The organism is Pseudomonas grandcourensis, assembly GCF_039909015.1.
Lineage (GTDB): Bacteria > Pseudomonadota > Gammaproteobacteria > Pseudomonadales > Pseudomonadaceae > Aquipseudomonas > Aquipseudomonas grandcourensis.
The window spans coordinates 4,290,925-4,311,640 of record NZ_CP150919.1; the positions used below are offsets into that span (position 1 = coordinate 4,290,925).

A 20,716-nucleotide genomic window follows, 5' to 3' on the forward strand; every position below is an offset into this window, starting at 1 on the left:
GCACGTGAGTCCATCCAGGCTCCGCACCTTCCTTGCAATGCGTTCAGCGGTATCTTGGCAGGCCTCGGTGACGGTACAACTGCCACGGGGGGAGCGTCACGGCCATTGCGGTGCGCATGACGGACATGCGCGCTAGCTGAACTGCTCGCGGTATTGGGTCGGGGTCAGGCCAAGCTTTTCACCGAACAGAAAACGCATGTGTCGCACACTGCCAAAGCCGCTTTTGAAGGCCACGGTCTTGAGTGGCAACTCGGTGGTTTCCAGCAGATTCCTGGCGCAATCGATGCGTGCGCTTTGCAGAAACTCCATCGGCGTCATGTTCACCTCCCGGGCGAACACCCTGGCGAAATGCCGCGGGCTCATGTTGGCCAGGCCGGCCATGCGCTCGATGCTGTAGGTTTCATCGAGGTGATCAAGCACATGGTTCTGCACCCGGGTAATCGCCGTTTCGTGGGGGGCCACCGCCGCCATCAACGGGCTGAACTGCGCCTGCCCGCCCTGGCGCTTCATGACCACCAGCAACACCTTGGCCACGTCCTGGGCGACTTTCTTGCCATGGTCCTGGGCCACCACCGACAAAGCCAGGTCGATCCCGGCGGTGACGCCACCAGACGTGATCAGGTTGCGGTCCTGGACGAAGATCTGATCGGTCTCGACGGTCGCCTTCGGAAAGCCCTTGATCAGCCGCTCGGTGTAGTGCCAGTGGGTGGTGACGCGATAGCCGTCGAGCAAACCCGCATGGCCCAACACGAACGCCCCGGTGCAGATCGAGCCATAAGCGGCGGACCGGCCGACGTTGTGCCTGAGCCAGTCGAGCAATGGCGGATGCCTTTCGTTGTAGGCGCCGGGGCCGCCGGGCACCAATAGCAAGTCAAAACCTTCGCAGGCCTGGTCGATGTGCCGGTCAGCGTGCACGCTCACCCCGTTGGACGCCCGCAGTGCGCCGGGCTCGGTGCCGATGGTCGACAGCACATAGTGATCGACGGGTTTCAGATATCGATTGGCGATGGAAAACACTTCCATAGGGCCGGCCATGTCGAGCAGGAGAAAGTCGGGAAACAGCACCATTGCCACGGTTTTCATGGATTGGAATTCACTGGGATCAATAGGGTCGGCACACCAATCCCTGTGGGAGCGGGCTTGCTCGCGAAGGCAGTGTGTCATTCACCATTATGTGGCCTGACACGACGCCTTCACGCTCCCACAGGATTCTTGCTATGCATTATGGCCAAGTACGACGCAAAGGTCGGAAAAGAATAGTTGAATCGCCCCTGCAAACTGTCAACCTGATAGAGACAGTATTTCAATTTTCATCTACTTATTGAACCATTCAGTAACCATTAACCTTCTCCTCACTCGGACGAATTCACGTCCCCACAGGAGATTTCATCATGCTGACTCTTCGCAAAGCCTCGGATCGTGGCCTGGCCAATCACGGCTGGTTGAAGTCGTTCCATACCTTTTCCTTCGCCAACTATCGCAACCCGAAAGAGCAGGGTTTTTCCGACCTGTTGGTGATCAACGACGACCGCGTCGCCGCTGGCAAGGGCTTCGGCCAACACCCGCACCGCGACATGGAGATTTTCTCCTATGTGCTTGAAGGTGCCCTGGAACACAAGGACACCCTGGGCACCGGTTCGGTGATCCGCCCCGGCGACGTGCAACTGATGAGCGCAGGCAGCGGCGTGGCCCACAGTGAGTTCAACCACTCCAGCACGCGGGCGGTGCACTTCCTGCAAATCTGGATCGTGCCCGACGTCAGCGGCGCCAAACCGCGTTATCAGCAAGAGCATTTCAGCACCCAGAAGAAACGCGGGCGCCTGCAACTGATCATCTCGCCGGACGGCGCCAAGGGTTCGCTGAAGGTGCGTCAGGATGCACGGGTATATGCCGGCTTGATCGACGGCAAGGAAAGCGCCACGCTGGAGCTGGCCGCCAACCGCTACGCCTATGTGCACGTGGCCCGGGGCAGCGTCGAACTCAACGGTGTGTTGTTGCAGGAAGGCGACGGTGTACGGGTTCGTGATGAACAGGCGCTGACCTTGAGCAACGGCGTGGATGCTGAAGTATTGGTCTTTGACCTGCGCCCACAGGAACTACCGGAAATGCCATGACAAAACCCTGTAGGAGCGAGCTTGCTCGCGATGTGTTGTGTCATTCAACAGTGATGTCGTCTGACACTCCGCCATCGCGAGCAAGCTCGCTCCCACAGGATTTGTGCCACCTGGGATTACTCGCCAGTCCCGGCGAACCCCGCGACAATTTCATCGATCACCGCCCGGACCCTGGCCGTATGCCGCAGGTCCGCGTGGGTCACCAGCCAGATGTCATAGGGCAGCGGCCGCGAGCGTTCCGGCCACAGCCTGACCAGCCCCTCTTTCTCCCCGATGTACACCGGAATCTCCCCGACCCCGATCCCCGCCGCAATCGAGCGACGCACCAGCAGGCTGGAACTGAGGCTCGCGACAATCCGCCCGCGCGCCACCGGTTCCGAGACCAGCGTCATGTCCTTGTTGCCCTGCAAGTACGGTTGATACACCACCAGGTCATGCCCGGAGAACGCCGAGCCCGGCTCCGGCACGCCGTGGGCATCGACATAGGCATGCGAGGCAAACAGCCCCACCGGCCAGCGGGCGATGCGCCGGGCGATCAGGTCAGGGTTTTCCGGCCGGGTGTTGCGTACGGCGATGTCCGCTTCGCGTTTTGCCAGGCTGAGGATCTGCGTGGTGGCGTCCAGTTGCACCCGTACATCCGGGTGTTGCCGATGCAGACGGGCAATCGCCGGGATCAGGAAATCAATCGCCAGGGAGTCGGTGGTGCTGACGCGAACCGTGCCGGTCAAGCGATCGTCCAGGCCCTGGATCTGGCGTTCCAGTTCCAGCGCCGAATGCTCCATTTTCTCCACCGCCTTGAGTGCCGCTTCGCCGACAGCCGTCAGCGCATAACCTTCGGAGGTGCGCAGGAACAAGGTTGCACTCAATGACTTTTCCAGTGCCGTGATGCGCCGACCGACCGTGGCCTGGTCGACTCCCAACACCCGCGCCGCCCCGCGCAACGTGGATTCCCGGCAAACCGCGAGAAATACCCGGGCGTCATCCCAATTCATCACGCTCTCCTGGCGATGCATTTACGCATCAGCATAGCGCGTAATCGCTGCATTAATGCTTCGTAAAACCTCGATATGCTGAAGGCCTGAGTGACTTTACAGGACAATGCACATGCACAGTTCATCGCCTCACCCTACCCCGGCGCCCGGTGCGATCTGGCTGCCGATCTTCGCCGGCCTCTGCGCCAGCCTGGTCAGCATCGGCCTGGCGCGCTTCGCCTACACGCCGTTGATTCCCTCGCTGATCCAGGCCCACTGGTTTTCCGCAAGCGACGTGGTGTACCTCGGCGCCGCCAATCTGGTTGGGTACCTGATCGGTGCACTGATCGGCCATCCGCTGGCACGCCGGACCTCGAACAAGACCGCCCTGCGCCTGATGATGCTGGCGGTGACCCTGGCGTTCTTCGCCTGCGGCTTTCCGTTGTCGGTGAGCTGGTTCTTCGGCTGGCGCCTGCTGTCGGGGATTGCCGGTGGCGCGATCATGGTGCTGGTGGCGGCCACCGTATTGCCCCAGGTTCCGGCGGCCCGCAAAGGCCTGGCCAGCGGCGCGATATTCCTGGGTATCGGCCTCGGTATTGCCGGGTCGGGGACGATCGTGCCGCCGCTGCTGAGTCTCGGCTTGCAGCAAACCTGGTTCGGCCTGGGCTTGCTGGCCCTGATCCTCACCGCTGCCAGTTGGTTTGGCTGGCCAACCACTGCGCACCCGGCCGCCGCAGCGCCGTCGAATGCATCGTCGCCCACCCCCACCGACCCGAACGTTTACCTGTTGTTCGCCCAATACGCGTTCATGGCGGCCGGGCTGGTGCCGGCCATGGTGTTCCTGGTGGATTACGTCGCCCGCGGGCTCAATGCCGGGGGACATGTCGGCGCACTGATCTGGGTGATGTATGGCCTGGGCGCGATTGTCGGGCCGGTGAGCTACGGCTTCCTGGCCGACCGGCTGGGCGCGAAAACGGGGATCCGCATCGTGCTGGTGCTGCAAGCGCTGGCGGTCGGCCTTCTATCGATCAGCAGTTCGTTCGCGGCGCTGGCTTTACTGGCGGTGATCCTCGGCTCCTTCCCGCCAGGCATCGTGCCGCTTGCCTTGGCGCGGGTGCATGAGCTGATCCCCGGGCATCATCAGCAACAGGTTGCCTGGAGCCGCGCCACGGTGTCGTTCGCTACTTTCCAGGCGCTCTCGGGGTTCGCTTATTCGGCGCTGTTCAACGCCAATGGCGGCCATCATGCCTTGATGTTCGTGATTGCCACCGGCGCCATCGTTGTAGCGCTGTTGCTGGAACTGGGCAGTCGACTGCTCAGTCGTTCGACCGAATCCTTAACACTCAATACAGGTAACTGAAATGACACTCCCGCAGACCATGACCCTGATCGAAATCACCGAACCCGGTGGTCCTGAAGTCCTGCAACCGCGCCAAGTGCCCGTGCCCGTTGCAGGGGCCGGCGAGATTCTGATCCGCGTGCACGCCGCCGGGGTCAATCGCCCGGACGCGCTGCAACGGGCCGGCCAGTACCCGATGAAGCCCGGCATGAACCCGAACCCGGGGCTGGAAGTGGCCGGGGAAGTGGTGGCGATTGGCGCGGGCGTCAGCGAGTTTGCACCGGGCGACAAGGTCTGCGCCCTGACCAATGGCGGCGGGTACGCGCAATACTGCGTGGTCCCGGCCAGTCAGGCCCTGCCGATCCCCGAAGGCATGGACTGGGTGCAGGCGGCGGCCCTCCCGGAAACCTTCTTCACGGTGTGGGCCAACCTGTTCGGCCTTGGCGCTGCCCGACAGGGTCAGCGCGCCTTGATCCACGGCGGCACCAGCGGCATCGGCACCACTGCGCTGATGTTATGCCGCGAACTTGGCATCGAAGCGTTCGCCACCGCCGGCAGCGAAGAAAAATGCGCGGCGATCCGCGAATTGGGCGCCGAGGCGATCAACTATCGCGACCAGGATTTTGTGCAGGTCATCGCGGAAAAAACCGCGGGCCAGGGCGTCAACGTGATTCTCGACATCATGGGCGGCTCGTACCTCAACAACAATGTGGCCGCCCTGGCCATGGAAGGTCGCCTGGTGATGCTCGGTTTCCTCGGTGGCGCCCATGCCAGGGATGTCGACTTGCTGACGATCATGGCCAAACGCGCCGTCATCACCGGCTCCCTGTTGCGTTCGAGGACCCGGGAAGAAAAAGCCGCCATCGCCCGACAATTGCACGAGCACGTATGGCCAGTGCTGAGCGCCGGACGCTGCCTGCCGATGATCGACCGGGTTTATTCGCTCACGGAAGCGGCACAGGCCCATGCCCGGATGGAAGCGGGGGATCACATCGGCAAGATTGTTCTGCGGGTGGATAGTTGATGGCTCAGGGCTCGCACGATGCCTCAAGGTTGGCGACCTCTGCGCCCTGCTCTCCCTGATAACGGGCCCGATAACGCCCGGGGCTTTCCCCGGTCCACTTCTTGAATGCCCGGTGGAAGGCGCTGGGCTCCTGGAATCCCAGTTGCTCGGCGATATCGCTGATGCTCGCGTCGCTCTGACGCAGTTGCTCAAAGGCCACGCCACGGCGTACTTCGTCCTTGATCTCCTGATAGGAACAGCCTTCACGCTCCAGTTTGCGGCGGAAGGTGCTGGGGCTCAGGTGCTGTTCCAGGGCGAAGGCCTGCAACGTCGGCCACTCGCTGTAATGACTGCCGCGCAAGCGCTGGTGAACCTGGGATGCCAAACCGTGCTGGTTACGGAAGCGAATCACCAGCCATTGCGGCGCGGTACGCAGAAACACTTTCAGCGACGCCAGGTCCTGAGCCACGGGCAGGCGCAAGTAGTGACTGGCAAATTCGATTTCGGTGCGCTCGGCACCAAAGGTCAGGTTGGGGCCCCAAAGCAGGCGGTCGTCACCCAGCGACAGGCGCGAATGGCGGAAGTCCGCGCGGTCGATGGGAATGCGCCGCCCGCCCAGCCAGCACAGCAGACTGATCATCAACACCAGAAAGGTTTCTTCACCGAACCGACTGGCATCGTTGTCCGTCGAACGGGTTTCCAGGCTGATCACCGCACGCTTGCCACGCACCGCCAGCGAGCCGCGAAAGTCGCGCAGGAACAAGCCGAAGTTGGCCAGGCACTGACGCATGGCCTTGTGCAGATCGGGCTCCTGAATCAGGGCGCGGCAAATCAGGGCGAAACTGCCCGGCGGCATGCCGTGGGAGTCGAGCCCGAAAAATTCATCATCGAGCTCGCGGATCTGGATCAGCCACAACGCCGCAAACGCGTTGGCCGGCACCCGCGCCGTGGGTTGGTGGATGACCGCCGGATCAATGCCCGCCTGTTCGAGCACAGCCATCACACGCTGCGGATCATCCCTCAGCCCATGGATCATTGCCTGCACGAAATAGGCGGCAACCGAGTCCTTTTCCCGCATTGGTTCGTTTCTCTCTCATCACCCGAATGGCAAAAAACATCAGTGCCGTTGAACAGTTTTGGCATAGGACAACCGCCCTGCCGGCTCTAGACTCGCGGCAATAGTACGCCTTCGGCCGCCGTCGCGGCCAAGGTATCGCAGGGTTTGATCGAAGGATGGGAAGATGAATCTGCAAAACATCGGGGTGATCGGTGCGGGCACCATGGGCAACGGCATCGCACAAGTCTGTGCCATGGCCGGTTTCAACGTGACCTTGCTCGACATTTCCGAAAGCGCTTTGCAAAAAGCCGTCGCAACGGTCGGCAAGAACCTGGACCGGCAGATCGCCAAGCAAACCCTGACGGTGGAGCAGAAACAGGCCACCCTCGACAAAATTCGCATCAGCACCGATTACAGCGTCCTGGGTGACGCGCAACTGGTCATCGAAGCGGCCACAGAAAATCTCGACCTGAAACTGCGTGTGCTGCAACAGATCGCCGCGCAGGTCAGCAACGAATGCGTGATTGCCTCCAATACCTCGTCGCTGTCGATCACCCAACTCGCCGCCAGTGTCAGCCAGCCTGAGCGCTTCATCGGCCTGCATTTCTTCAACCCGGTGCCGGTGATGGGCCTGATCGAAGTGATCCGTGGCCTGCAAACCAGTGACGCGACCCACCAACTGGCGCTGGACATGGCAACCACCCTCGGCAAAACCGCGATTACCGCGGGTAACCGTCCGGGGTTCGTGGTCAACCGGATCCTGGTGCCGATGATCAACGAAGCGATCCTGGTGTTCCAGGAAGGCCTGGCCAGCGCACAAGACATCGACGCGGGCATGCGCCTGGGCTGCAATCAGCCTATCGGCCCGTTGGCCCTGGCGGACCTGATTGGCCTGGACACCCTGTTGTCGATTCTCGAAGCCTTCTATGACGGTTTCAACGACAGCAAATATCGCCCGGCGCCGTTGCTCAAGGAAATGGTTGCCGCCGGTTACCTGGGACGCAAAACGGGGCGCGGCTTCCATGCCTATGCCTGAGCGTTGCTCGCGCTTTGCCGAGTACCGGGACAAGGTTCTGGAGCTGTTTGCCTGCAAGGGGTTCGGCCAGGTCGGCATGCGTGAGCTCGCGACGTGCCTGGGGCTCTCCCCAGGCTCGCTGTATCACCATTACCCCAGCAAACAGCATTTGCTGCTCGATCTGATCGAGGAGTTCTACGAGGAGTTGCTGGCCACGCTGGGGCGTATCCAGCAAAAAGCTCCGGGCAAGCGCGACAAGCTCAACAGCCTGATCCGCGCCCATCTGAACCTGCATCGGGAGATGCCCTGGCATTTCCGCCTGGTGGAGCGCGACAGCGGTTGCCTGAACGAAGAGCAACAGGCTCGGGTCAGGCAATTGCGCGAGCAGTACGAGCGCACGTTGCTGAGGATGCTGGGCGCAAAGTCGCGTTTCAGCGAACAAGGCCTGCTGGCGGCCGGGCATGCCATTGGCGCCCTGCTCAACAGCGCTCCCAGCTGGTTGACGCCACATGTGTTGGACGAGCAGGAACGTGATGAGCTTCTCGAGAGCATGGTCAGCGGCGCCATCGAACGGGTGCTGGCACCACGGCGTGTGCCGGAGGCGATAAGCCTCGCGCGTCCTATCGAAAAAACATCTAAAGAAACACAAGCACCAACAAAGATTTAGCGCTTTGCTTGTCGGCTCGACACAATCGGAATTCGCCGAAAAAACCGGCGTCCAAACCGATGTATGTACTCGAGCACCTGGAGCCGACCATGAAAATCAATCCCTACCTTATCTTCAACGGCGACTGCAAAGACGCCTTCACGTTCTATGCGCAGTGCCTGCAAGGCAAGATCGAAGCCATGTTGACCTTCGGCGAAACCCCTGCAGGTGAGCATGTCCCCAAGGATCTGCACAACCTGATCATTCATACCCGCCTGATCGTGGGCGATCAGGCGATCATGGGGTCGGACACCACACCGGATCGCGTCGTGGATAAAATGAGTGCCTGTTCGATTTCACTCAACGTCGACAGCATTGCCGAGGCCGAGCGGGTCTTCAATGCACTGGCGGACGGTGGCTCTGTGCAGATGCCACTGGAGACCACGTTCTGGGCGGCGCGATTTGGCATGCTGGTGGACCGTTTTGGTGTGTCGTGGATGGTCAACTGCGAAAAGGATCAGTGAAAACCCTTGGTTGATCGACAGTATTGAAGGCACAAAAAAGCCCAACCTGAAAAGGTTGGGCTTTCTGGCAACTCCCGGCCTGTCTGCTACCGTCAACTAGCCACATGGGTAGCAGCGAACCAGAGGAGCAAACCCCCTATGCCGGCCCACGACCTGTCCTGGCCCTCCCGTTTCAAATGCTTGCTACTGGCCGGTGGTCTGATCACCAGCCTGCTGACCCTCAATGGCTGCGCCACTGTCGATGCGCAGACCACCGCCTATGTCGGCGTAGAACATCCGGCACCGACATCGCCGGACCAGGTTGTCGTGCTGCGTTCGGAGCCTGCGCGTCCGCATGTTCGCCTGGGTGAAGTGCTGATCGACGCCAGCGTCGACCCTGCCCCGCCGATTACCGAAGTCGAACAGAAGCTGCGGGAAGAATCCGCCAAACTCGGTGGCGACGCCGTGGTGGTCGTCTATGACCACATTCAGGCGGTGGGTGCCTATGCCAGCGGGCCGCTGTGGGCTCGCGACGTGACGACCATCGAGGGACGCAAACTCAAGGGCATCGTGATCAAGTACCAGTAGATTTCTCCCCCCACGGAAGACAGCGTCAACGGAGGTTGAATTTGAATGACGTGGTGATCGCCCTCATCGTTTTCGCCTGCCTGTCCGCCAGCGCACTACTGGGCTCGTACGTAAGGGAGCGATTACCGAGCCATCACCTGAGCGACGACTCCGTGACCGTGGTGAAACTGGCCACCGGCCTCATCGCAACGATGTCGGCGCTGGTCCTCGGCCTGCTGGTTTCCTCTGCCAAAGGCACATTCGATACGGCCAATGCCGAACTGGAGGGCGCGGCAGCGAAAGTGGTTCAATTCGACCGCTTGCTGGCCCGCTACGGCACCGACACCCAGGGTATCCGCACCGAACTCAAGCACAACTACGCCGAAGTCACGAAAGTACTCGCCTCTCGCGATCGCCGTCAGATTGCAACGCTCGATAGCCCCGAAGTCATCCATCGTTCTGAAGGCCTGCAACGCCAGGTCGAGTCACTGACGCCCGGCAATGATGATCAACGCTCGCTCAAAGCCAAGGCATTGCAAGACATGGACACCGTGTTTGCCGCCCGCTGGCTGACCCTGCTGCAGGCCAATCAATCGATTCCACCGGTGATGCTGGTGATCCTGGTTACGTGGCTGGGGATTATCTTCGGTTCGTTCGGCCTGTTTGCACCCTGCAACGGCACCATTGTCGCCGTATTGCTGATGTGTGCCCTGTCGACGGGGGCAACCATCCTGCTGGTAGAGGAGCTCAATCGACCGCTTGATGGTTTTATCTGTGTGTCGCTGGAACCCCTGGAGCACACGCTGGAGCGGTTGGGGCTGTAATTTCGCGTTCCTGCGGACAAAAACAAAACCCCTACCTGCATACGCAGATAGGGGTTTCGGAATTTAATCTTGACGATGACCTACTCTCACATGGGGAAACCCCACACTACCATCGGCGATGCATCGTTTCACTGCTGAGTTCGGGATGGGATCAGGTGGTTCCAACGCTCTATGGTCGTCAAGAAATTCGGGTACTGAGTCGTGACCGGCTGGCCTCGCTTCAGCAAATTGGGGATGTGATAGCTTTCGGTGTTTTGTGCTGCTTTTGTGAGTACAGCCGAACTTTCGGTTCGTTTCGTCTTCACACACCGCAATCTGGCCTTTCGACGCAAATTGCTTGGGTGTTATATGGTCAAGCCTCACGGGCAATTAGTATTGGTTAGCTCAACGCCTCACAGCGCTTACACACCCAACCTATCAACGTCGTAGTCTTCGACGGCCCTTCAGGGGACTCAAGGTCCCAGTGAGATCTCATCTTGAGGCAAGTTTCCCGCTTAGATGCTTTCAGCGGTTATCTTTTCCGAACATAGCTACCCGGCAATGCCACTGGCGTGACAACCGGAACACCAGAGGTTCGTCCACTCCGGTCCTCTCGTACTAGGAGCAGCCCCTCTCAAATCTCAAACGTCCACGGCAGATAGGGACCGAACTGTCTCACGACGTTCTAAACCCAGCTCGCGTACCACTTTAAATGGCGAACAGCCATACCCTTGGGACCGGCTTCAGCCCCAGGATGTGATGAGCCGACATCGAGGTGCCAAACACCGCCGTCGATATGAACTCTTGGGCGGTATCAGCCTGTTATCCCCGGAGTACCTTTTATCCGTTGAGCGATGGCCCTTCCATACAGAACCACCGGATCACTAAGACCTACTTTCGTACCTGCTCGACGTGTCTGTCTCGCAGTCAAGCGCGCTTTTGCCTTTATACTCTACGACCGATTTCCGACCGGTCTGAGCGCACCTTCGTACTCCTCCGTTACTCTTTAGGAGGAGACCGCCCCAGTCAAACTACCCACCATACACTGTCCTCGATCCGGATAACGGACCTGAGTTAGAACCTCAAAGTTGCCAGGGTGGTATTTCAAGGTTGGCTCCACGCGAACTGGCGTCCACGCTTCAAAGCCTCCCACCTATCCTACACAAGCAAATTCAAAGTCCAGTGCAAAGCTATAGTAAAGGTTCACGGGGTCTTTCCGTCTAGCCGCGGATACACTGCATCTTCACAGCGATTTCAATTTCACTGAGTCTCGGGTGGAGACAGCGCCGCCATCGTTACGCCATTCGTGCAGGTCGGAACTTACCCGACAAGGAATTTCGCTACCTTAGGACCGTTATAGTTACGGCCGCCGTTTACCGGGGCTTCGATCAAGAGCTTCGCGTTAGCTAACCCCATCAATTAACCTTCCGGCACCGGGCAGGCGTCACACCCTATACGTCCACTTTCGTGTTTGCAGAGTGCTGTGTTTTTAATAAACAGTCGCAGCGGCCTGGTATCTTCGACCGGCGTGGGCTTACGGAGCAAGTCCTTCACCCTCACCGGCGCACCTTCTCCCGAAGTTACGGTGCCATTTTGCCTAGTTCCTTCACCCGAGTTCTCTCAAGCGCCTTGGTATTCTCTACCCAACCACCTGTGTCGGTTTGGGGTACGGTTTCTGGTTACCTGAAGCTTAGAAGCTTTTCTTGGAAGCATGGCATCAACCACTTCGTGTTCTAAAAGAACACTCGTCATCAGCTCTCGGCCTTAGAATCCCGGATTTACCTAAGATTCCAGCCTACCACCTTAAACTTGGACAACCAACGCCAAGCTGGCCTAGCCTTCTCCGTCCCTCCATCGCAATAACCAGAAGTACAGGAATATTAACCTGTTTTCCATCGACTACGCTTTTCAGCCTCGCCTTAGGGACCGACTAACCCTGCGTCGATTAACGTTGCGCAGGAAACCTTGGTCTTTCGGCGTGGGTGTTTTTCACACCCATTGTCGTTACTCATGTCAGCATTCGCACTTCTGATACCTCCAGCAAGCTTCTCAACTCACCTTCACAGGCTTACAGAACGCTCCTCTACCGCATCATCCGAAGATGATACCCGTAGCTTCGGTGTATGGTTTGAGCCCCGTTACATCTTCCGCGCAGGCCGACTCGACTAGTGAGCTATTACGCTTTCTTTAAAGGGTGGCTGCTTCTAAGCCAACCTCCTAGCTGTCTAAGCCTTCCCACATCGTTTCCCACTTAACCATAACTTTGGGACCTTAGCTGACGGTCTGGGTTGTTTCCCTTTTCACGACGGACGTTAGCACCCGCCGTGTGTCTCCCATGCTCGGCACTTGTAGGTATTCGGAGTTTGCATCGGTTTGGTAAGTCGGGATGACCCCCTAGCCGAAACAGTGCTCTACCCCCTACAGTGATACATGAGGCGCTACCTAAATAGCTTTCGAGGAGAACCAGCTATCTCCGAGCTTGATTAGCCTTTCACTCCGATCCACAGGTCATCCGCTAACTTTTCAACGGTAGTCGGTTCGGTCCTCCAGTTAGTGTTACCCAACCTTCAACCTGCCCATGGATAGATCGCCCGGTTTCGGGTCTATTCCCAGCGACTAGACGCCCTATTAAGACTCGCTTTCGCTACGCCTCCCCTATTCGGTTAAGCTCGCCACTGAAAATAAGTCGCTGACCCATTATACAAAAGGTACGCAGTCACCCAACAAAGTGGGCTCCCACTGCTTGTACGCATACGGTTTCAGGATCTATTTCACTCCCCTCTCCGGGGTTCTTTTCGCCTTTCCCTCACGGTACTAGTTCACTATCGGTCAGTCAGTAGTATTTAGCCTTGGAGGATGGTCCCCCCATATTCAGACAAAGTTTCTCGTGCTCCGTCCTACTCGATTTCATGACTAAGAGATTTTCGCGTACAGGGCTATCACCCACTATGGCCGCACTTTCCAGAGCGTTCCGCTAATCTCAAAGCCACTTAAGGGCTGGTCCCCGTTCGCTCGCCACTACTAAGGGAATCTCGGTTGATTTCTTTTCCTCAGGGTACTTAGATGTTTCAGTTCCCCTGGTTCGCCTCTTGCACCTATGTATTCAGTACAAGATAACCATCTTATGATGGCTGGGTTCCCCCATTCAGACATCTCCGGATCAAAGTCTGTTTGCCGACTCCCCGAAGCTTTTCGCAGGCTACCACGTCTTTCATCGCCTCTGACTGCCAAGGCATCCACCGTATGCGCTTCTTCACTTGACCATATAACCCCAAGCAATCTGGTTATACTGTGAAGACGACATTCGCCGAAAATTCGATTGAGCTCCTAAGAGCAACTCACAAATTTTACCTTAGCCTGATCCGTCACCAGTGAAAGTAACGTTCAGTCTATCTTTCTATCACATACCCAAATTTTTAAAGAACGAACTAGTCAAAGACTAGAAATCAACATTCACCATCGTCTCGATGGAATGCTCATTTCTAAGCTTTATACAATCAGAAGCAGTTAGTGGTGGAGCCAAACGGGATCGAACCGTTGACCTCCTGCGTGCAAGGCAGGCGCTCTCCCAGCTGAGCTATGGCCCCGTATTTCTACAGGCGTTTCCCACACAAAATTGGTGGGTCTGGGCAGATTCGAACTGCCGACCTCACCCTTATCAGGGGTGCGCTCTAACCAACTGAGCTACAGACCCAATTTCGGGCTGCTTCTATATCGTCTTCTTCAATGAATCAAGCAATTCGTGTGGGAACTTATGGAGCAGCTGAGTCGTCGATTAAGGAGGTGATCCAGCCGCAGGTTCCCCTACGGCTACCTTGTTACGACTTCACCCCAGTCATGAATCACACCGTGGTAACCGTCCTCCCGAAGGTTAGACTAGCTACTTCTGGTGCAACCCACTCCCATGGTGTGACGGGCGGTGTGTACAAGGCCCGGGAACGTATTCACCGCGACATTCTGATTCGCGATTACTAGCGATTCCGACTTCACGCAGTCGAGTTGCAGACTGCGATCCGGACTACGATCGGTTTTGTGGGATTAGCTCCACCTCGCGGCTTGGCAACCCTCTGTACCGACCATTGTAGCACGTGTGTAGCCCAGGCCGTAAGGGCCATGATGACTTGACGTCATCCCCACCTTCCTCCGGTTTGTCACCGGCAGTCTCCTTAGAGTGCCCACCATTACGTGCTGGTAACTAAGGACAAGGGTTGCGCTCGTTACGGGACTTAACCCAACATCTCACGACACGAGCTGACGACAGCCATGCAGCACCTGTCTCAATGTTCCCGAAGGCACCAATCCATCTCTGGAAAGTTCATTGGATGTCAAGGCCTGGTAAGGTTCTTCGCGTTGCTTCGAATTAAACCACATGCTCCACCGCTTGTGCGGGCCCCCGTCAATTCATTTGAGTTTTAACCTTGCGGCCGTACTCCCCAGGCGGTCAACTTAATGCGTTAGCTGCGCCACTAAGAGCTCAAGGCTCCCAACGGCTAGTTGACATCGTTTACGGCGTGGACTACCAGGGTATCTAATCCTGTTTGCTCCCCACGCTTTCGCACCTCAGTGTCAGTATCAGTCCAGGTGGTCGCCTTCGCCACTGGTGTTCCTTCCTATATCTACGCATTTCACCGCTACACAGGAAATTCCACCACCCTCTACCATACTCTAGCTCGTCAGTTTTGAATGCAGTTCCCAGGTTGAGCCCGGGGCTTTCACATCCAACTTAACGAACCACCTACGCGCGCTTTACGCCCAGTAATTCCGATTAACGCTTGCACCCTCTGTATTACCGCGGCTGCTGGCACAGAGTTAGCCGGTGCTTATTCTGTCGGTAACGTCAAAACACTAACGTATTAGGTTAATGCCCTTCCTCCCAACTTAAAGTGCTTTACAATCCGAAGACCTTCTTCACACACGCGGCATGGCTGGATCAGGCTTTCGCCCATTGTCCAATATTCCCCACTGCTGCCTCCCGTAGGAGTCTGGACCGTGTCTCAGTTCCAGTGTGACTGATCATCCTCTCAGACCAGTTACGGATCGTCGCCTTGGTGAGCCATTACCTCACCAACTAGCTAATCCGACCTAGGCTCATCTGATAGCGCAAGGCCCGAAGGTCCCCTGCTTTCTCCCGTAGGACGTATGCGGTATTAGCGTTCCTTTCGAAACGTTGTCCCCCACTACCAGGCAGATTCCTAGGCATTACTCACCCGTCCGCCGCTGAATTCAGGAGCAAGCTCCTGTCATCCGCTCGACTTGCATGTGTTAGGCCTGCCGCCAGCGTTCAATCTGAGCCATGATCAAACTCTTCAGTTCAAACATCTTTGGGTTTTGAGAAAACCCTAAACTTGGCTCAGCAATCGTTGGTTACATCTTTGATTTCTCGCAGAGTAACTTGTGATGCTGATAATCTGTTGACTAGCAGTCTGACTCCACAAGCACCCACACGAATTGCTTGATTCAGTTGTTAAAGAGCGGTTGGTTAAGATCTTTCATCTCAACCGAGGCGCGCATTCTACAGCAGCCTCATTTGCTGTCAAGTGATTATTTTCAGAAGTTTTCAAAGTTTCGCTTGGAAATCCTTAACAACTTCAACCACTTGCGCTTCAGATCTCTCGTCAGCGGGAGGCGAATTCTACAGCGTTACACGCTGCTGTCAACACCTCTTTTTCAACCCCTTTCGGCTTCGATGAACTGAAGCAACCTGCTGCCGAAAACTGCGTAACTCTTTGTTTACCAAGGAGTTTTCCGTTTCGACTGCGCCGGAAGTGGGCGAATTATAGACATCTATAATCTGCCGTCAAGCACTGATTCGAGTTTTCTATCAACAACCTGCAAATCGCCCAAAGGATGCCTATATGGAAGGATCAAAACGCCCCTCTATATAGAAGAGCGTCCTCATAGGCAGCCACACCTCATGCCATAACCAAAAAACAAAAAAGCACCCAAGGTGCTTTTTTTGTTATCGCTATCAGCTGAACAAGGCCGCCACCCTCGCCCGCGCCGTGTGCAGCTTTTTATAGCTGTCGATCAGGCGAAGGTGCCTGTCGAGCCCTTCCAGCTTCATGCTCGTCGGCGTCAGACCGTAGAAACGTACGCTGCCATCCACGGACCCTATCGCCGCGTCCATCCGCTCGTTGCCGAACATCCGGCGGAAGTTGACCTCGTAGTCGCTCAGTTCCAGATCATCGTCCAACTGCATTTCCAGCACGACGTTCACGGCTTGATAAAACAAACCGCGCTCGACGGTGTTGTCGTTGTATTGCAAGAAGGCTTCCACCAGATCCTTGGCCTGGTCAAACTTCTGCAAGGCGAGATAAATCAGCAGCCTCAGCTCCAGGATCGTCAACTTGCCCCAAGGCGTGTTGTCGTCGAACTCGATGCCGATCAAGGTGGTGATGTCGGTGTAATCATCCAGCTCGCTGTTTTCCAGCCCCTTGGCCAGCGTTCTCAGGCCGACTTTGCTCAGGCTGTGCAGATTCAGGATGTCAGCGCGGAACTGCAGTGCTTTGTTGGTGTTATCCCAGATCAAATCTTCTACCGGATAAATTTCCGAGTAATCCGGCACCAGAATGCGGCAGGCCTTGGCGCCGATGTGCTCATAGACCGCCATGTACACTTCTTTGCCCATGTCTTCGAGAATGCCGAACAAGGTCGCGGCCTCGTCGACATTGGAGTTTTCGCCTTGACCGGAGAAATCCCACTCGACGAATTCGAAATCCGGCTTGGCACTGAAGAAACGCCACGAGACCACACCGCTGGAGTCGATAAAGTGCTCGACGAAGTTGTTCGGTTCAGTCACCGCCTGACCTTCGAAGGTCGGCTGTGGCAGATCGTTCAGGCCTTCGAAACTGCGGCCTTGAAGCAGTTCCGTCAGGCTGCGCTCCAGCGCCACTTCCAGGCTTGGATGTGCGCCGAACGAGGCAAACACGCCACCGGTACGCGGGTTCATCAAGGTGACGCACATCACCGGGAACTCCCCGCCCAGCGATGCATCCTTGACCAGCACCGGGAAGCCCTGCTCTTCCAGGGCCTGGATACCGGCCAGGATGCCCGGGTATTTCGCCAGCACTTCCTGCGGCACATCCGGCAGAGCCATTTCGCCTTCGAGGATTTCGCGCTTGACCGCGCGCTCGAAGATCTCCGACAGGCACTGCACCTGGGCTTCGGCCAGCGTGTTGCCGGCACTCATGCCATTGCTCAGGAACAGGTTTTCGATCAGGTTGGAGGGGAAATACACCACCTCATTGTCCGACTGGCGCACAAACGGCAGTGAACAGATGCCGCGCTGGGTGTTGCCGGAGTTGGTGTCGTACAGGTGCGAGCCACGCAACTCGCCATCACGGTCGTAAACCTTCAGGCAGTATTCGTCGAGGATTTCAGTCGGCAGTTCGTCCTTCGGGCCAGGCTTGAACCAGCGCTCGTCCGGGTAATGCACAAACGCCGCGTTGGCGATGTCCTCGCCCCAGAACTGGTCGTTGTAGAAGAAGTTGCAGTTGAGCCGCTCGATAAACTCGCCCAGAGCCGATGCCAGCGCGCCTTCCTTGGTCGCGCCTTTGCCGTTGGTAAAACACATCGGCGAGTGCGCATCGCGGATGTGCAGCGACCACACATTGGGAACGATATTGCGCCACGAAGCGATTTCAATCTTCATGCCCAGGTCGGCCAGGATGCCTGACATGTTGGCGATGGTTTGTTCCAGCGGCAGGTCCTTGCCCACAATGTAGGTGCCCGCTTCGCCAGTCGAGTGCGGCATCAGCAACGCCTGGGCATCGGCGTCGAGGTTTTCGACCTCTTCAATCACAAACTCAGGCCCGGTTTGCACCACCTTCTTTACCGTGCAACGGTCGATGGAGCGCAAGATCCCCTGACGGTCCTTGGCGGAGATGTCCGCGGGCAATTCGACCTGAATCTTGAAAATCTGGTTGTAGCGGTTTTCCGGATCAACAATGTTGTTCTGCGACAGGCGGATATTTTCGGTGGGGATATTGCGGGTTTCGCAATACAACTTCACGAAGTACGCCGCACACAACGCCGACGAAGCCAGGAAGTAATCGAACGGCCCCGGTGCCGAGCCATCGCCCTTGTAGCGAATGGGTTGATCGGCAATCACCGTGAAGTCGTCGAACTTGGCCTCAAGTCGAAGGTTGTCGAGAAAGTTGACCTTGATTTCCATGTGCGATTACCAGAATAACGAGCTAAACGATTTGGCCGCCATTATCCGGTTTTTCGGCACTGACCGTTAACTTTCCACTATTTATCGATCAACGCCACACCGCGTTCCTCAAGCAAGCGCACGAACATCGTCAGGCTTCGCGACACCGTCCCCCTGCGCCACACCAGCCAGGTGCGCAGATAGCGGAACGATTCCGACAAAGGCCAGACGCTGACCGTCGTGCACCCTGGCATGCTTTCGAGCATGCTGCGGGGCATCAACGCCAGGCCGGCACCGGCGCTGACGCAGGCCAGCATGCCGTGGTAGGACTCCATTTCGAAAATCTTGCCGGGCACCGCCGCGCCATTGGCGAACCAGCTTTCGAAATGATGGCGATAGGAGCAGTTGGAGCGGAAGGCATAGATGTTTTCGCCATTCACATCCTTGGCCCGATGAATCGGCTCATGGTTGAGCGGTGCGATCAAGACCATTTCCTCCTCGAATGCAGGCACGCCCTCCAGTGCCGGATGCAACACCGGACCATCGACGAATGCAGCGGCCAGTCGCCCCGACAGCACCCCGTCGATCATGGTCCCGGAGGGCCCGGTGGACAGGTCCAGTTCGACCTTGGCGTGCTTCTGGTTATAGGCGGCCAATAGTTCTGGAATACGTACCGCGGCAGTACTTTCCAGCGAACCCAGAGCGAAGGCTCCCTGGGGTTCTTCACCCGCCACGGTGGCGCGTGCCTCCTGAACCAGGTCGAGAATACGTCGAGCGTAATCCAGAAAACTCCAGCCGGCCGGCGACAGGCGCAAGCGACTCTTCTCGCGTATAAACAGGTCCACCCCCAGGTCCAGTTCAAGCTGCTTGATTCTGGTGGTGAGATTCGATGGCACCCGGTGGATATGCTGGGCGGCCACACTGATGCTGCCGTGCTCGGCGACAGCCTTGAAGATTTCGAGCTGAACCAGATCCAAGCCATTCTCCAAACGTGAACGTTATGCTCAGTATTATTCAGTTTCCAGAAAACATATAGCCCCATAACCTGAGCACATTCCTACCTCGCAGGACGGTGCCATGACCAACGTATCCAGCCTTACCCATGCCATTTCGATCAACCCGACCACGGGCGAGCAAATCGGCCATTACCCTTTCGAATCCGATTCGGCACTGCAGGCCGCACTGACGCGGGCCGCTACCGGGTTTCGCGCCTGGCGCGGCAAACCGGTTGAGCAGCGCGCGCAACTGTTGATCAACCTCGGCCAGGCCTTGCGCAATAACGCAGAAACCATGGCGAACATGATCACCCAGGAGATGGGCAAGCCGATTGCCCAGGCCCGCGGCGAAATTGAAAAATGCGCGCAGCTCTGTGAGTGGTACGCCGAACACGGCCCCGCCATGCTGAGCCCGGAACCGACCCAGGTGGAAGGTGGCAAGGCACGCATTGAATATCGCCCCCTGGGCCCGATTCTCGCCGTGATGCCGTGGAACTTCCCCATCTGGCAAGTCCTGCGCGGCGCGGTCCCCACCCTGCTCGCCGGCAATACTTTCGTGCTCAAGCACGCGCCCAACGTCATGGGCAGCGCCTACCTGCTGCTGGAGGCCTTCAAGCAAGCGGACTTCCCCGAAGGTGTTTTCGAGGTCATCAACGTCACCCCGGAAGGTGTATCCAAAGCTATTGCCGATCCACGCATCGCGGCCGTCACCCTCACCGGTAGCGTGCGTGCGGGCATGGCCATCGGTGCTCAGGCGGGAGCGGCACTGAAGAAATGCGTATTGGAACTGGGTGGCTCCGACCCCTTTATCGTGCTCGACGATGCGGACCTCGATGAGGCGGTGAAAGCCGCCGTTATCGGGCGCTATCAAAACACCGGACAAGTCTGCGCCGCCGCCAAACGCCTGATTGTCGAGCAAGGCATTGTCGAGGAATTCACCCGCAAGTTCGTCGAAGCCACCCAAAAACTGGTTGTCGGTGATCCATTGGCTACCACCACCTATATCGGCCCGATGGCTCGCTTCGACCTGCGCGACGAACTGGACCAACAGGTGCGCGACACACTGGAAGAAGGCGCGACGCTGCTGCTGGGTGGAAACAAGGCTGAAGGCCACGGCAACTACTATGAGCCCACCGTACTCGGAGACGTGACCGATCAGATGACCGCCTTCAAACAGGAGCTGTTTGGTCCTGTGGCTTCAATCATCACGGCCCGTGACGCAGCCCATGCGCTGGAGCTGGCCAATGACAGCGAGTTCGGCCTCACCGCCACCCTCTACACGGGCAATACCGAACTTGCCCGGCAGATGGCAGGCGAACTTGAAACCGGCGGCGTGTTCATCAACGGCTATAGCGCCAGCGATCCGCGAGTCAGTTTTGGTGGTGTAAAGAAAAGCGGCTTTGGCCGGGAGCTCTCGCACTTCGGGGTGCGCGAATTCTGTAATGCGCAGACGGTTTGGCTAGATCGGCGTTGAGGGCAATGTAGTGCTCCGAACTGGCTCAACTTGCCAGCTGCTTCTCTGGAGCTCCGTTTGGTGATCTTTGCCTCGAG

14 protein-coding genes, 2 tRNA genes and 3 rRNA genes are annotated in these 20,716 nt (G+C 57.7%); 9 read left to right on the forward strand and 10 right to left on the reverse strand.

All coding sequences use genetic code 11. The annotated features are described in order from the left end of the window. Positions 1–132 precede the first annotated feature (132 nt). Complete coding sequence (locus AABM52_RS19125) at positions 133–1,083, reverse strand: GlxA family transcriptional regulator (protein WP_347907490.1); 951 nt, start codon at positions 1,081–1,083, stop codon at positions 133–135. Between the two features lie 308 nt (positions 1,084–1,391). Between AABM52_RS19125 and AABM52_RS19130 the strand changes: the two genes are divergently transcribed. Then, positions 1,392–2,114, forward strand: coding sequence for a pirin family protein (locus tag AABM52_RS19130; RefSeq protein WP_347907491.1), 723 nt, complete (start codon positions 1,392–1,394; stop codon positions 2,112–2,114). Positions 2,115–2,230: 116 nt separating this feature from the next. Here AABM52_RS19130 and AABM52_RS19135 read toward each other — a convergent pair whose 3' ends face one another. Further along, a complete protein-coding gene (locus AABM52_RS19135; RefSeq protein WP_347907492.1) occupies positions 2,231–3,106 on the reverse strand; it encodes a LysR family transcriptional regulator in 876 nt (291 codons plus the stop codon). Positions 3,107–3,218: 112 nt separating this feature from the next. Here AABM52_RS19135 and AABM52_RS19140 point away from each other — a divergent pair, with 112 nt between their 5' ends. Both AABM52_RS19140 and AABM52_RS19145 read left to right on the forward strand, forming a co-directional pair. After that, positions 3,219–4,445 carry a YbfB/YjiJ family MFS transporter gene (locus AABM52_RS19140; RefSeq protein WP_347907493.1) on the forward strand — a complete coding sequence of 409 codons (1,227 nt, stop codon included), beginning with the start codon at positions 3,219–3,221 and terminating at the stop codon, positions 4,443–4,445. Position 4,446: 1 nt separating this feature from the next. After that, on the forward strand, positions 4,447–5,448 hold the full coding sequence (locus AABM52_RS19145) for an NAD(P)H-quinone oxidoreductase (RefSeq protein ID WP_347907494.1): 1,002 nt from the start codon (positions 4,447–4,449) through the stop codon (positions 5,446–5,448). Between the two features lie 4 nt (positions 5,449–5,452). On the opposite strand, the gene AABM52_RS19150 is transcribed toward AABM52_RS19145, so the two are convergent. Continuing rightward, on the reverse strand, positions 5,453–6,505 hold the full coding sequence (locus tag AABM52_RS19150; protein ID WP_347907495.1) for an AraC family transcriptional regulator: 1,053 nt from the start codon (positions 6,503–6,505) through the stop codon (positions 5,453–5,455). Positions 6,506–6,668: 163 nt separating this feature from the next. Here AABM52_RS19150 and AABM52_RS19155 point away from each other — a divergent pair, with 163 nt between their 5' ends. From AABM52_RS19155 to AABM52_RS19175, 5 genes are all read left to right on the forward strand, one after another. Continuing rightward, positions 6,669–7,520, forward strand: coding sequence for a 3-hydroxybutyryl-CoA dehydrogenase (locus tag AABM52_RS19155; RefSeq protein ID WP_347907496.1), 852 nt, complete (start codon positions 6,669–6,671; stop codon positions 7,518–7,520). Continuing rightward, positions 7,507–8,166: a TetR/AcrR family transcriptional regulator gene (locus AABM52_RS19160; protein WP_347907497.1), complete on the forward strand. Its 660-nt coding sequence runs from the start codon at positions 7,507–7,509 to the stop codon at positions 8,164–8,166. The genes AABM52_RS19155 and AABM52_RS19160 overlap by 14 nt, the downstream gene beginning before the upstream one ends. An 89-nt stretch (positions 8,167–8,255) precedes the next feature. Further along, entirely contained in the window at positions 8,256–8,669 is a 414-nt protein-coding gene (locus AABM52_RS19165) for a VOC family protein (protein ID WP_347907498.1), read from the forward strand. Between the two features lie 138 nt (positions 8,670–8,807). Then, positions 8,808–9,236 carry a hypothetical protein gene (locus AABM52_RS19170; protein WP_347907499.1) on the forward strand — a complete coding sequence of 143 codons (429 nt, stop codon included), beginning with the start codon at positions 8,808–8,810 and terminating at the stop codon, positions 9,234–9,236. 50 nt (positions 9,237–9,286) lie between these two features. Then, complete coding sequence (locus tag AABM52_RS19175) at positions 9,287–10,039, forward strand: hypothetical protein (protein ID WP_347912656.1); 753 nt, start codon at positions 9,287–9,289, stop codon at positions 10,037–10,039. A 67-nt stretch (positions 10,040–10,106) separates the two neighbouring features. On the opposite strand, the gene rrf is transcribed toward AABM52_RS19175, so the two are convergent. The 7 genes from rrf to AABM52_RS19210 all read right to left on the reverse strand — a co-directional run bounded on the left by rrf (position 10,107) and on the right by AABM52_RS19210 (position 19,147). Continuing rightward, positions 10,107–10,222: ribosomal RNA gene (rrf, locus tag AABM52_RS19180) — 5S ribosomal RNA — on the reverse strand. A 165-nt stretch (positions 10,223–10,387) separates the two neighbouring features. Further along, positions 10,388–13,281, reverse strand: a 23S ribosomal RNA gene (locus tag AABM52_RS19185). Positions 13,282–13,529: 248 nt separating this feature from the next. After that, a tRNA-Ala gene (locus AABM52_RS19190) sits at positions 13,530–13,605 on the reverse strand. Positions 13,606–13,635: 30 nt separating this feature from the next. Then, positions 13,636–13,712 (reverse strand) — tRNA-Ile (locus AABM52_RS19195). 82 nt (positions 13,713–13,794) lie between these two features. Continuing rightward, positions 13,795–15,331: ribosomal RNA gene (locus tag AABM52_RS19200) — 16S ribosomal RNA — on the reverse strand. Together the 16S, 23S and 5S rRNA genes with 2 tRNA genes alongside form the textbook arrangement of a ribosomal RNA operon. 655 nt (positions 15,332–15,986) lie before the next feature. Beyond that, the gene (locus AABM52_RS19205) at positions 15,987–18,191 is read right to left on the reverse strand and encodes an OsmC domain/YcaO domain-containing protein (protein ID WP_347907500.1); all 2,205 of its coding nucleotides are present in this window, start codon (positions 18,189–18,191) and stop codon (positions 15,987–15,989) included. A gap of 77 nt (positions 18,192–18,268) precedes the next feature. Further along, positions 18,269–19,147, reverse strand: coding sequence for a LysR family transcriptional regulator (locus AABM52_RS19210; RefSeq protein WP_046042975.1), 879 nt, complete (start codon positions 19,145–19,147; stop codon positions 18,269–18,271). Positions 19,148–19,247: 100 nt separating this feature from the next. Here AABM52_RS19210 and AABM52_RS19215 point away from each other — a divergent pair, with 100 nt between their 5' ends. Then, on the forward strand, positions 19,248–20,639 hold the full coding sequence (locus AABM52_RS19215; protein ID WP_347907501.1) for an aldehyde dehydrogenase family protein: 1,392 nt from the start codon (positions 19,248–19,250) through the stop codon (positions 20,637–20,639). Positions 20,640–20,716 lie beyond the last annotated feature (77 nt).

Excerpts from the sequence above, each read along its gene's own strand:
- AABM52_RS19125 (WP_347907490.1), bottom strand. The coding sequence starts at position 1,083 with ATGAAAACCGTGGCAATGGTGCTGTTTCCCGACTTTCTCCTGCTCGAC.
- AABM52_RS19130 (WP_347907491.1), top strand. The coding sequence starts at position 1,392 with ATGCTGACTCTTCGCAAAGCCTCGGATCGTGGCCTGGCCAATCACGGC.
- AABM52_RS19135 (WP_347907492.1), bottom strand. The coding sequence starts at position 3,106 with ATGAATTGGGATGACGCCCGGGTATTTCTCGCGGTTTGCCGGGAATCC.
- AABM52_RS19140 (WP_347907493.1), top strand. The coding sequence starts at position 3,219 with ATGCACAGTTCATCGCCTCACCCTACCCCGGCGCCCGGTGCGATCTGG.
- AABM52_RS19145 (WP_347907494.1), top strand. The coding sequence starts at position 4,447 with ATGACACTCCCGCAGACCATGACCCTGATCGAAATCACCGAACCCGGT.
- AABM52_RS19150 (WP_347907495.1), bottom strand. The coding sequence starts at position 6,505 with ATGCGGGAAAAGGACTCGGTTGCCGCCTATTTCGTGCAGGCAATGATC.
- AABM52_RS19155 (WP_347907496.1), top strand. The coding sequence starts at position 6,669 with ATGAATCTGCAAAACATCGGGGTGATCGGTGCGGGCACCATGGGCAAC.
- AABM52_RS19160 (WP_347907497.1), top strand. The coding sequence starts at position 7,507 with ATGCCTATGCCTGAGCGTTGCTCGCGCTTTGCCGAGTACCGGGACAAG.
- AABM52_RS19165 (WP_347907498.1), top strand. The coding sequence starts at position 8,256 with ATGAAAATCAATCCCTACCTTATCTTCAACGGCGACTGCAAAGACGCC.
- AABM52_RS19170 (WP_347907499.1), top strand. The coding sequence starts at position 8,808 with ATGCCGGCCCACGACCTGTCCTGGCCCTCCCGTTTCAAATGCTTGCTA.
- AABM52_RS19205 (WP_347907500.1), bottom strand. The coding sequence starts at position 18,191 with ATGGAAATCAAGGTCAACTTTCTCGACAACCTTCGACTTGAGGCCAAG.
- AABM52_RS19215 (WP_347907501.1), top strand. The coding sequence starts at position 19,248 with ATGACCAACGTATCCAGCCTTACCCATGCCATTTCGATCAACCCGACC.